9 protein-coding genes are annotated in these 11,866 nt (G+C 55.2%); 3 read left to right on the forward strand and 6 right to left on the reverse strand.

Features of this window, described 5'->3' with window-relative positions; genetic code table 11:
* Positions 1 to 48: 48 nt before the first annotated feature.
* The 6 genes from LRP30_RS09120 to LRP30_RS09145 all read right to left on the reverse strand — a co-directional run bounded on the left by LRP30_RS09120 (position 49) and on the right by LRP30_RS09145 (position 7,363).
* Positions 49 to 927, reverse strand: coding sequence for a glycosyltransferase family 4 protein (locus tag LRP30_RS09120; RefSeq protein ID WP_249760091.1), 879 nt, complete (start codon positions 925 to 927; stop codon positions 49 to 51).
* Positions 928 to 1,177: 250 nt separating this feature from the next.
* The gene (locus tag LRP30_RS09125; protein ID WP_249760092.1) at positions 1,178 to 2,266 is read right to left on the reverse strand and encodes a hypothetical protein; all 1,089 of its coding nucleotides are present in this window, start codon (positions 2,264 to 2,266) and stop codon (positions 1,178 to 1,180) included.
* A 290-nt stretch (positions 2,267 to 2,556) separates the two neighbouring features.
* Positions 2,557 to 3,798: a hypothetical protein gene (locus LRP30_RS09130; protein ID WP_249760093.1), complete on the reverse strand. Its 1,242-nt coding sequence runs from the start codon at positions 3,796 to 3,798 to the stop codon at positions 2,557 to 2,559.
* Positions 3,799 to 3,856: 58 nt separating this feature from the next.
* A complete protein-coding gene (locus tag LRP30_RS09135) occupies positions 3,857 to 4,909 on the reverse strand; it encodes a glycosyltransferase (RefSeq protein WP_249760094.1) in 1,053 nt (350 codons plus the stop codon).
* Between the two features lie 18 nt (positions 4,910 to 4,927).
* On the reverse strand, positions 4,928 to 5,974 hold the full coding sequence (locus tag LRP30_RS09140) for a hypothetical protein (protein WP_249760095.1): 1,047 nt from the start codon (positions 5,972 to 5,974) through the stop codon (positions 4,928 to 4,930).
* A gap of 30 nt (positions 5,975 to 6,004) precedes the next feature.
* Positions 6,005 to 7,363 (reverse strand): undecaprenyl-phosphate glucose phosphotransferase, encoded by a 1,359-nt coding sequence (locus LRP30_RS09145; RefSeq protein WP_249760096.1) that lies wholly within the window; start codon positions 7,361 to 7,363, stop codon positions 6,005 to 6,007.
* 397 nt (positions 7,364 to 7,760) lie between these two features.
* Here LRP30_RS09145 and LRP30_RS09150 point away from each other — a divergent pair, with 397 nt between their 5' ends.
* The 3 genes from LRP30_RS09150 to LRP30_RS09160 all read left to right on the forward strand — a co-directional run bounded on the left by LRP30_RS09150 (position 7,761) and on the right by LRP30_RS09160 (position 11,843).
* The gene (locus tag LRP30_RS09150; protein ID WP_249760097.1) at positions 7,761 to 8,753 is read left to right on the forward strand and encodes an ABC transporter substrate-binding protein; all 993 of its coding nucleotides are present in this window, start codon (positions 7,761 to 7,763) and stop codon (positions 8,751 to 8,753) included.
* 747 nt (positions 8,754 to 9,500) lie between these two features.
* Entirely contained in the window at positions 9,501 to 10,475 is a 975-nt protein-coding gene (locus LRP30_RS09155; protein ID WP_249760098.1) for a GDP-L-fucose synthase, read from the forward strand.
* A 60-nt stretch (positions 10,476 to 10,535) separates the two neighbouring features.
* Positions 10,536 to 11,843, forward strand: a complete 1,308-nt coding sequence (locus LRP30_RS09160; protein ID WP_249760099.1) for a WcaI family glycosyltransferase — start codon at positions 10,536 to 10,538, stop codon at positions 11,841 to 11,843.
* Positions 11,844 to 11,866 lie beyond the last annotated feature (23 nt).

Below are 11,866 nucleotides of genomic sequence, written 5' to 3' on the forward strand. Positions count from 1 at the left end.
AATTTGGAGATCATTGCAGCGATGCCCACCACCCAAAGCATAAGCGCGCTACTGGCACGCCGATTTAATCCAATCGCTGACTATCTTGGCTTGTACCTCCCAAGAAAGAGAGCTTCGCAGTTCCATCGATGGTGCAGGGGACATGAGAGTTCGGTCAATCATCTTACTCAACGTTTCGGTGACTTCATCAAGCTTGAGAGGCTGTGAAACCTGCACGATCGGAAAACCGGCTGGGAGATCGTCATAGTGCGGTAGATTGGCGACAAGAACCGGCTTTCCCAAATAGAGCATCTCCCAAATGAAGCCTGGAAGACCTTCAGCACTAGACAGCAGCACGCCAACATCAGCCGCTTGCATTAGCTCGAGAACTGTTTCGCGGTGTTCAACGCCAAGAAACCCTTTGGCCCGAACGTAAGGTCGTTTTGGTACTTTATTTGCTGGGGGGCCAATAACGGTCAGTTCGACCCGATTCCTCTGAGTTTCCACCAAACGATCGATTGCTGCGATTAGCTCGAAGAGACCTTTCCTATGAGCGTCCGCGCCTACAAAAATCAGTTTGAAGAGCTCCGAAGATGAGTGCCGGCCCGGCTCTGCGACAGCCCTGTCAATATTAACGCCTCGTCCAATTGTTCGTACCTTGTCGAGAGCGATTCCGTGACGGCTTACTATTTCTTGGCGGATGCCCTCGTGGAAACAAAAGATCGCATCGGCGCGTAGGTACGATTCGTGCTCTCGATCGAGTAGCTGTCGCCGGACAGAACGAGACAGTCGGCTCTCAAGCCGGTATCCCTCGATCAAATAGCTCAAAGTGCAGTCAATGAACTGAGCAATCCTTACCTTCTTGTGATCAGATGACAGGAGGGCGGTAGGCATTGCTTGCAAAGGATATATCCACACGGACCGCTCTGCAAATGGTACGTTGCGCAAGACCCTGTCCAAGAACTCGATCGAGATGTTGTAAACTCTTGGGTCAGACCTCCTGAGCATTCCCCATATGACTGCTTGTGCGAGAACCTCTCTGGTCCTCGGCGTCCGAACGATATGGAAATCGCCAAGCTCCGCCTCTGTCAGAGCGGACCTAAGCGCGGAAGCAAAATAGAATGGAGACCCAGAGTATGAGCCAGGCTGATCTGGGCCCAAATAGCAAATCCGAGACACCTCTTGTTTCTCCGATATTCTAATTGGCCGGCACTGCGCCGTGACGTGAGTATGATTCCGGCTTCAATAATTTGGATTGTCTCGACTTTACTGCAACGCAGTAGCAAAACGTCCAACCAATTAGAAATATGATTAGTACCGGTGCGTTGCCTAAGAAAGGGCCGCGATTTAGAGCCAGCCAATCTCCGCCTACAATGCAGGAAGCTCCTATGATCCACAGATCGGATCTCCGATGGAAGTAAGCCCTGGTCTGTACTGCTCGGAGTGCCCTAGAGACAAGGTAGGTCAGTGCAAACAGGCCAATCCATCCGAAGTCAATGAAAAATTCGACAAACGCCGGTAGCGAGATATTTGTCTGATCGTAAAGTCCTTTCAGTCGCTCTGAGGCCAGTAGATGAGAGGATTCAAAGAGCTTCAGCTCGGATGGAAGAACGGTGGATAGAGATGCAAGAAGATGGCTTCCCCACCTGAACCCTTCCGCATCCAGCAACTGCAGCGCTACAGCGGCGTTCTGGTGGACATCGAAATCGGGGGCAAATGGAAACCAATCATTGCGCATCTCATACCTTGTAATATTAGAAAGCGCCGGTGCTAAAAAGAGCGCTGCCAAAGGAAGAAAACCAACGATCCATCGCCGGTCAAGCAAGCGGTACCGCGACAAGATAAAGAATAGCGCAAGCACGCCTGTAGATAGGGCCTGCCGGGAAAGAGCGACCGGGTTGAAATAGATCAAGCCGGGCAGAAGCAAAAGCATTTCAAAAAGCGGGATCCGGTTGTTTTTCACCAAACTGCAGATCCGCATCATTAAGAGAATGCAGTATCCGATCGCAACTCCACGCGGAAGCAGTAAAAGTAGCAGCATTTCAAAAGGTCTTGCCGCGCCCAAGCTTATGGCTGCTTCTGTTCGACTGGAGAATAATATGTCTGGAAACACGGCAGCAAACATCACCAGAATGGCAGCTATCATGAGCAGGGGGAGAATTCTAAGCTCCACGATAGGGATTTTCGGCAATCGAGGGGGAGCCGGAGGTACACTCAGAGTGGTTGCAGCACCCGTTCCGAGAAACGCCGCGCACAGCAGGAGAACGCGGACATTCGGTTCGTTCAATTCAGACGATGCTCCCCAGAAATAATAGTGCGCGTCCGATAAGGCCGGTTCGGGTAGCAAGACGTATACGGACACAAACATAGTTGAAAGAGCAAGAAAGTCCTCCCTGTAATCACCGTGAATGAACCAAATCCCTAAGGAGGATGCGTACAGCGCGAATAAGCCATAGTACGTGATCGCATTGGGGCCAAAAAGCAAAAAGAATGGCGCTCCAACGACAGACGTTGCGAACACCGCCAACGAGAACGGAGATAAAACACTGCGTGCGCGTTGAGTGCTACGGGGGGGCATCAAAGTGACTTTAACCTGACGGAAGGGTTCGATCCTATGAGCAAATGGAAAAACGATTTGCCGAATGAGTAACGGGTGGAGCATTCGACAATGCAAATTTCAACTAGTCCGACAATCGGATAGAGGAGAACAGCATTCTCTCCGAGCAGCATAATGCCAGCTCCCAACGTCAGTAGCTTGGCTCCGGCCATTATTCCGTAAGTCAGCATTAGTTCGCGAGTCTTATTTCCCATGACATAGGCTTGATCGAGTGGGATGGTTATCAGCTTACAGAGAAAGTAGCCAGCCAAGTAGGGCAAAGCCCAAGTAAAACGATACTGCTCGAGGACGGTCGACTGGAGTACTTGCGAAACAGCGTACATGGCTAGAGTCAGTGCAACAGCGGTAAGTGCCAGATTGACCGCTACTGATCTTCGCTTTGCGTCAGCATGTGATGACTGAAATTCAAAGAGGCTGGCATGTTGGAAGTAGAGAACCTGAACAAACTGTAGAGGAGCTTCGGCTAGCACAATGGCGATCTTTAGTCCGCCCATCGCCGCTAAGCTAATTCCGAAAGCGAAAATAAGCAGATCACTCTTTCGTACCATGAATCCAGCAACGGCGGTCATCAGAATTGACCATTGCTCATTCCATTCGATCGGCGGGATTTCCGTAGATAGCCGTTTCTGCCAGGCAAGAACTCCGCCATAGACGGTCGCCAAAATAAAGTTGGCTAGCGACACGGTTACCAGAGCGCCAAAACTGTCAATCTGGACGCAAAGATACGCCGAGATTATCAAAGAGATGTAGAGCACGTAGCGGATTGCGGGATCGATCACGAAGATGGTTACTCGACCTAAACCTCGGTACCCACTGATAAGCAATACCGAAGCTCCCAAAGGGACTGCCACTAGCAGTCCGTTCATCAATATTTGTCCGTAAAGTTCGGAAATGCCGTTCACAACGATGGTAATGAGCGAAGCGATGACTGTACCCACAATCATCATCAGGGCCATCGCAGTCACTGAAATAGCTTGCGACCGTCGAACGTATCGGTAGATCAGAAGTGAACCACCCATAGTGCATAAAGCGGCGAGTAGTTCCGCCGCAGACATGACCGTCGCGAAGCTCCCAAATTCACTCGGCGACAGCAGCTTTGAAAAGACGAAATTATATAGGAAACCCGTCGCATAGACGAGCGCCCGGCCCAAGACAAGCGCGGAGAAGCGAAGCCGCGCAATGAAAGCGTCTCGATAAGCCAATTCTACCTGCTTCCTTGAGAAAAGCTGTTGATCTTGGGAAAGGGGTTCGAGCCTGCACTCATGCTCGATTCTCCGGTTCTGCTAATACTTCATCAAAAAAATCAGCATAACGCGCTGCGACTGCCTCTGGTTCGGTGGCATCGGAGAATTTCCAGTACCCCTTCGAGCGATGCTCCCTTAAATATTCGTTGAAACTACTGAGTGGAAACTCGGCAATGTGAGGATCGACAAAGAAGGCAAAATCATCAAATAGCTCCCGATGTACGGTAATATTGGACAGCAGCAGTGGTCGGCCGAGCTTGGCGGCCTCCGCAGCGGCCATGTTGAACCCTTCAAACAGGGACAACGAAACGAAAAACGCCGCGTTGGCAACTAACTGAAGCACCATGTTCTTCGGGAGAAAGCCACTGACTACTACAGAGTCGTCGTCCAGGCCGTATTGCCTCAACAGCAAGCCAATTTGTGAGTGTCTACCGGTCAGCACAAGCTTCAATTCTGGATACTGAAGCCGCATCTGGCGAAAGAACGACAAGACCTTCTCGATGTTCTTGTGAGGATAATGGTGAAAGTTCGCTATTGCATAAGGTGAAGACCCAATCGCCTTAGTCAGGCGAGCGTCGATCGCTCCGAGATCCCGTACCGCTACCGGATTTAGAATAACCCTGTGCTTTCGCGGTAAACCAAAAAATCGGTCGAAATCCCCTTCTGTCGCTTTACTGATGAAGACGATCCCAGCTGCTCGCCTTCTTGCTAATCTGTGCGAGGCTTCCAGCAGCAATCTCTTAGGCAAAGAATGAAATTGCGGAAAGCTTTTATATTGCAGGTCGTGCACGACAACGATGTCTCGCGTTGACGAGCCGGGTAGCGGAAATGCGAAATAATTAGGAAATATAAGAACGACGTCTTTTCTCCAATGCCTAAGTTCTAATGTGATTTCGCTGGCGAAACGGTGAAACGTTCGTGCCTTAGAGCGGCTCTCGGAGGGAAAGACCTCGTGGAAGCCGGCCAAATTATTCTTGAAGGCCACCGATAGGTTTTGTGCCACATCTGCTACGCCGCCAGGATTGGAGACGTATGCGTAGTTGTGCGACATGATGTACTTGGCCGGCATCCCAAACTCGATTCGTGACTATGGCAGGCGCTCAAGAAATTCGACGGTTTGGTCGCCGAGGAATCCTTCCTGGTATATTCCGATGTTGAATGTGAGCGCGACCCCTAAGGCACGATAGCGACTGATCACACCTGACAGATGTTCAACCGTGTACAACGGAGGTCCCATTTCTCCCGGTCCTCCGTAGCCCCATTTTCCGTTGTTGTCGATCGGTGCCACGACGTGAGCCTGGCAGGGCAGTGCCTGCAGATAGTCATCGGTCAAGGCGAAGGGTCGAGTGGCTCCACTCTTTTTAATCAGCGGACCGGCAGAGCTGAGCCCATCGGCTTCACCAGAAAGAAAATCCTGCTGGTCTGTTAAAGGATACGGATGATTGACGAGGAAGCATCCATCATTGAAGGACAAGGCTGCGTTCGGATTCCCGGCTCTCAAAGCATTGCACCAAAGAGGCCAATCTCGGCTCGAATTCGGGAAATCTCGCCAATTGTAGCATCCATCAATCCACCAACCTGCGCAATAGCTGCCGTAACGCACCGCGTATTCCCGTAGAAATTCGGTATACCTTTGTTGGAAGACGACTTGATTCTCGGGATTCCAACCAAAGGAGTCATGCAGCTCTTTTACAGCCTTTATCTCTCCAGGCGCATAGGCAATCATCGCTATGCTTCTAGAGTGAAGCGCTTTGGCTAAGTCTAAGACTAGATCACGGGTGGGGGTTCGCCCGGCTCCAGCAATCGATTTGAGATATGAACTTGGGCTTGCATAGAATCCGCTGTTCTGGCCTACCGTGAAGATTACCCAAGAAGCTTTCGTGCGCGATATCTGGTTCACAAGACGATCAAGATCGAAGTGATCCACTGCATCGTTGACATCAGATCGGTATCGGCCCGATCTGGCTGCAGGCCCTGGAGCAATCCAGTGCAGCATGATGCCCCAACGGCCGCTCATCCAAGCTGCTTTTGACGCACTTGAAGTCATCGGCTTGGCGCTAGAAAGCGTTGGAAATGCAGAAAGCGCAAACGAACGTTCTATGAACTTGCGCCGAGATACTGACGGCCATTTCATGTCCAACTAAAATCCTTACGTAAGGCAAGCTTAGTATGCTGTTTTGTGGAAGATGGTCACGGCCGTCCGCAAGATGATCGAGATTTCCAGCCAGACACTCCAATTGTTGATATACCAGAGATCGTACTCCACGCGCTTCTGCATCAGCTCGATCGTGTTCGTTTCTCCGCGATAACCATTAATCTGCGCCCATCCCGTAATGCCTGGCTTCACGTGGTGGCGGAAGGCATAATTGCCGATGATCTGCTCATATTCGGTGTTGTGGGCGGCCGCGTGCGGGCGGGGGCCTACCAGCGACATGACCCCGCTCAGAACATTGAAGAGCTGCGGCAGCTCGTCGATCGACGTCTTCCGCAGCCATTTGCCGATCGGCGTGACGCGCGGGTCGTTCCTCTGCGCTTGTACAATGGTCGGGCCGTCCTCCAGCACGTGCATGGTGCGGAACTTAACGATCTTGAACGCACGGCCGTTGAAGCCGTTGCGGGTCTGGCGGAAGAACACCGGGCCCTTCGAGGTCAGCTTGATCAGCATGGCGACGGCCAGCATCACGGGGGCGAACACGAAGAGCGCAAGGATCGCGCCGACAAGGTCCAGCGCGCGCTTGTGCGCGCGTTCGCGAATGGACAGCGGGGCGCGGCGCAGCTCGGCGGTGAAGGTGTTGCCGGTGCCTTCAAGCGGGTAGCGCAGGAAGCGCGCCGTGTTGGCGTCCGGCACCAGATGCACCGGGACGGGGAGGATCTTCAGCATGTCCAGGATGCTATCGATCGCATGCTGTCGGCTCCAGTTGATCAGCAGGAAGACGTGCTCGATCCGGTGCTCGCGCGCGTACGTGATCAGCTCCTCGAAGCGCGGCGCCAGCGCGGAGAGCAGCAGCGGCGAGGCGAGCTGCCTGGCGGGGATTTCCATGATCCGCATCAGGCGGTAGCCGTGCTGGCCGAGGTCATCCACAGCGTTGGACGAGGTGGCAAGCCCTAATTCTGCGATCATAATCGCGCGGCCATTGGCGAAGCCGCCGGTGCGCAAGGCTTGCGCAGTCCAGCGCGCAGCCGCAGTCTTCCAGACTAGCAGGACGGCGAGACCGATCAGATAGAACGAGATCGTAGTGCCGCGGGAGAACTCTTCGCTGACCTTCATCGTGAAGGCGATCGCGAGCAGCGCGCCGAACAAGCCGGTCCACGTCGTCAGCGTCATCCGGAACGTGCGGGCTAAGTAGGTGACCGCCTTCAGCCGGTAGCCCTGCTGCACGATGGTCAGAAGCACGAAATTGATGGCAACGAGCAGGCTCGCCGCCGCATAGATGTCGGCCTTGCCGAGCGTGCCCGCGGTGGTCACGTGATAGCCAACCGCGCAGCCGACTCCGCTGACCACGATCAGAGCTGCATCGACCATTGCTATCAAGTACTCGGCAACCACAGGGCGCAACCAGCTCGGCGCAATTCTTATAGCTGTTGTCGGAGATTGCTCGACCACGCGATTTTCCGTCACAGAACCAGGGACGGGCACCGGCCGAGTGGAAAGAATCGTCATCCTGCGAAATCCAGCGACATAAAATTTATTTGCTTGAACAGCTGCGCTATCGGTCAAAATCGCTGTTAAAACAAGGCGAAGGAAAAATTAACCTTACCCCACAACTGTATTGTCGTCCATCTCGCCTCAGCTGATATGTCAAATTCCACAACTTGTTAGGAAGATCTCGTTGCCTCGAATCCAGTCCCGGCGAAGGGCGCGGCCGAGAGGGAAGTGGTACGTTGGCATCGGCCTTGCGGCCGTCGCCTCAGTGGGAATCGTGCTTCTCCTTCTTCGTTCCGATGCGGCCCCTCCACGAGCGCCAACAGCTTCCAAGCCCGTAACGGTCAAACTGGTCCTGGACGGGCCATATGGCGCGCGGTTTGCCGGCGAACTCGCGGCATCCAGACAGGGATACTTCTCCTCCCGTATTGAGGTGTCGGCCCAGCCTGAAGACCCTGACTTCGTCCAAACCATTGCACGCCAGCATGCCATCGGCGTGACGAGCGGCCAGAAGTTCTTGCTCGCGAGCTGGCGTGGCGTGCCCGTGACCGCCTTTGCTGCGAGCTTTCTCGATACTTCTGTCGCGATTTTCACGCTCGAAGCCTCGGGATTGCGGCGGCCGGCTGATCTGGTCGGAAAGCGGGTCGGATACCGCAGGGCGAGTGAGGGAGACGTCGTTTTCGATGCCATGATGGCGCAGCTCGGGCTTCCCCGGAGCCAGATCACCAAGGTCCCAGGCCGCGACAGCTTCGAGGCTCTGCGGGCCGGGGAGGTGGATGCGATCATCACCGCAATCGACGAGCAACCCGATTCCTCCAGTTCGGCTTTCGTGAAGCTGAATGTCATCAAGCCGCAAGACTACGGCATCCATGTCCCTGGCTTGGTCTACTTCGCGAGCAATGGTCTCGTCCATGAACAGCCATCCATGATTGCCGACATCCTTCAGGGCCTCATTCGAGGTTGGCAATTTACCTACGCGGACTATGCACGGAGCGTGCCCGTTCTCGTGGGCGCCGGCCCGACCAGGCTGAGCTCTGAGCGGCTGAAATTCGAGCTGCAGCAGCAGCGGCCGTTGGTGCTGCCGACGGGCGGTCGTATTGGCGACTACGACGAAAGCCGCTGGCGGACGCTCCGGGATATTCTCATTTTCGCCAAGCTCGGCGAGGAAGACGTGCCGCTGGCTCAGACGGTCAACTACCAGTTCCTTCGGGATGTGTACCGCCGTTCACCCGACCTCGCCGCCCCGGGTGCCTGGAGCGAGGAAAAGTAGGACCAAGAAGCCACACTTGCGCGCCATATCGTCCCAAAAGTGCCCCGGCCGCCCCGGCATCGGTTGCATTTCCGCCGGTGGCCTTGGTAAAGTTCGGTTCACTATTTGGGCTAGTTGCGGAGTGGCTTTACGGGCTCGGCTGGGGTCTGGCAAGCACGAGTCGGGGATCAAATCCGCAAGGGCGAGGAGCTTTTTGGGATGTTTAAGACGTTGATGCGAGCGGGACTTTTGGCCGCAACTGCTACCTTCTGCGCAGCGAGCGGAGCAAGTGCCGCGATGCAAATGCCGGCACCGGCTGCCCTGCTCACGGGCGAGAGCCAGGTGACGCCCGTTACGTTCTGGGCGCAGCCGTACCCATACCGCTATGTGCCGGTGCGCCGTTGCCCCTTGGTGCGGGTCGAGACGCCCTATGGCTGGTACATGGACCGCGTTTGCGCGCCTATCGGTCCTGTCCTCCGCCGGGCGTACTGAGGGTGAGCTAACGGCGGCTGCCACTAATCAAGTATCTCTCCAGGCAGCCGCACAGCTCATGCGGCTGCCTTGCTCGTTTTTGTTTCATTACGCTGACCTTTTGTGCGCTCAGTGCCGTTCATCATGAATATCTTTGTGGTGCCGCGACAGGCTGTCGCGTGGTGAAGATTGTGTTACCAGTTTGACGGGGCTGCATCGGCAGCGTGATTGCGCAAGCGACGGTGGTCGGATCGCCCGGAGCGGTGATCCGGTCAAACGGACGCTGGTAAGGATACGATGACAGGGGTCTCAACCTACGAGCTCACGGGCAAACGTGTCTTTGTCGCGGGTCACCGCGGCATGGTGGGATCGGCCGTCGTCCGTAGGCTTGCGTCAGAGAACTGCGCCGTGCTGGTCGCCGATCGGCGTGAGCTGGACCTCACAAAAGAAGAACCCACGCTGAAATGGCTTGAGGCCAATCGTCCCGAGGTCGTGGTTCACGCCGCTGCAAAGGTTGGTGGTATCGCGGCCAACAATAATTTCCCGGTCGACTTTCTCTGCGACAATCTTGCGATGGAATTGAACGTGATCCGCGCAAGTCACTCGGTTGGCGTGCAGCGCCTGCTCTTTCTGGGCTCGTCGTGTATTTACCCTAAGCACGCCAAGCAGCCGATCGCCGAAAGCGAATTGCTGACGGGACCGCTTGAGCCGACCAACGAGTGGTACGCGATCGCCAAGATTGCCGGCCTCAAGATGTGCCATGCGTATCGTCGGCAATATGGCGATGGTTTCATCTCGGTGATGCCGACCAATCTTTACGGTCGCGGCGACAATTATCATCCGGACCATAGTCACGTTCCTGCAGCGCTGATCCGGCGCTTCCACGAAGCCAAGGTCGCCAATGCGCCGAGCGTCTCCGTATGGGGCACCGGCACGCCGCTCCGCGAATTTCTCAACGTCGATGATTTCGCCGATGCCTGCGTTTTCCTTCTGAAGAATTATTCGAGCGACCTACCGATAAACGTCGGTAGTGGTGATGAGTTATCGATCGCAGACTTCGCGGCGGCCGTAGCGGAAGTCGTGGGCTATGGAGGCAAGCTCGCGTTCGATACCTCCAAGCCTGACGGAACGCCACGCAAGCTGCTGGATAGCTCGAGAATTCGAGGGCTTGGTTGGCGACCGAAAGTTGCTCTGCGAGCCGGCCTCGCGACGGCCTACGCAGATTATCTAGGAGGCTACGGACGTCATCTGGAAGTCGGCGCAACGCGCTGAGTAGACGACTTAGATTGCAAGCGATTTTTTTATTCTGAAGTTTGAATTGGGGTGTGCTTTATGCGTGTTCTCTTGGTCGGCATCAACTATGCCCCCGATCTGATTGGCGTGGCGAAATACAACGCCGAGCTCTGCGAAAGTTTGGCAGCCGAAGGTCATGAAGTAAAAGTCATTACGGCGCCTCCCTATTATCCGGCCTGGAAGATCCCCCCCGCGTTCAAATCGTCGTACTTCAGATCGAGGGATATTAACGGCGTTCGAGTAACACGTGCGCCGATTTATGTGCCCGGACATCCCTCGGGCGCTAAACGGCTGGTCCATCACGCTTCATTCGCGCTCACGAGCGCGGCGCCGGTCCTCTTCGAGGCGCTATCCTGGCGACCCGACGTTATGATCGCTGTCGCGCCATCTCTGATGTCGGCTGCCTTCGTCTCGTTCGTCGCTCGCCGCGTCGGTGCCAAATCATGGCTTCATGTGCAGGATTTCGAGGTGGACGCGGCATTCGATCTTGGTCTGCTGCGCAACCATTCACTGCGCAAGTGGATGTTGAGAACGGAAGCTGCAATCCTCAAATCATTCGATCGCGTCTCAACTATTTCGGAGGCGATGCTGCTGCGCCTGGTAATCAAAGGACTATCGCCCAACAAAGCGCTTGAGGTCAGAAATTGGATTGATACCAGCACGATCTGCCCCGGATCACGAATGACAAGATACCGCCGGCAGTTAAACCTTGGCGAGGGCGATATTGTTGCGCTCTACTCTGGAACGATGTCGAACAAGCAGGGGCTCGATCTCGTAATCGAGGCTGCGGTCAGCTTGGAGCAAAGCCGTCCAAATGTTCACTTTATTCTTGCCGGCGAGGGACCGCACAAAATGAGGCTCGAGCAGATGGGCGCCGGACATTCCAACGTCCATTTTTTCGGACTTCAGCCCAACGAGAGCTTCAACGAATTGATGGCGACGGCCGATTTTCATCTCATTCCGCAGAAGGCCGAGGCGGCCGATCTGGTGTTGCCCTCGAAACTTGGTGCGATCTTCGCGTCCGCGCGGCCGGTCATAGCGATGGCCGAAGAAGGTACCGGGCTGGCGGCGGAAGTGACCGGCGCCGGTCTCGTGATTCCGCCGGGAGATTTGTCCGCTCTGGAAGTTGCGATCTGCCAGCTCAGTGAGTCGCCCGCACTGCGCCGGCGTTACGGCGATGAAGGACGAAAGCGCGCCCTCGAGCGATGGGATCGGTGGACCATCGTTCGGCGGTGGGCGGAAGTCATGGCAGGGGAGTCCAACTCAACTGGGAAAAAGGAAAGCGGCTCGGCAGGCGCTAACGACAACGTTGCATTGCCGGTCGAGGATGCGGTTCGTGTACCCTGAGGTGCCTGGCCTCAACCAGCTCC

Origin of the sequence: Bradyrhizobium sp. C-145 (assembly GCF_023375135.1) — a bacterium.
GTDB lineage: Bacteria > Pseudomonadota > Alphaproteobacteria > Rhizobiales > Xanthobacteraceae > Bradyrhizobium > Bradyrhizobium zhanjiangense.

Coding starts and splice junctions, on each gene's coding strand:
- LRP30_RS09135 (WP_249760094.1), bottom strand. CDS start 4,909: ATGCCGGCCAAGTACATCATGTCGCACAACTACGCATACGTCTCCAAT.
- LRP30_RS09140 (WP_249760095.1), bottom strand. CDS start 5,974: ATGAAATGGCCGTCAGTATCTCGGCGCAAGTTCATAGAACGTTCGTTT.
- LRP30_RS09145 (WP_249760096.1), bottom strand. CDS start 7,363: ATGGTCGATGCAGCTCTGATCGTGGTCAGCGGAGTCGGCTGCGCGGTT.
- LRP30_RS09160 (WP_249760099.1), top strand. CDS start 10,536: ATGCGTGTTCTCTTGGTCGGCATCAACTATGCCCCCGATCTGATTGGC.
- LRP30_RS09155 (WP_249760098.1), top strand. CDS start 9,501: ATGACAGGGGTCTCAACCTACGAGCTCACGGGCAAACGTGTCTTTGTC.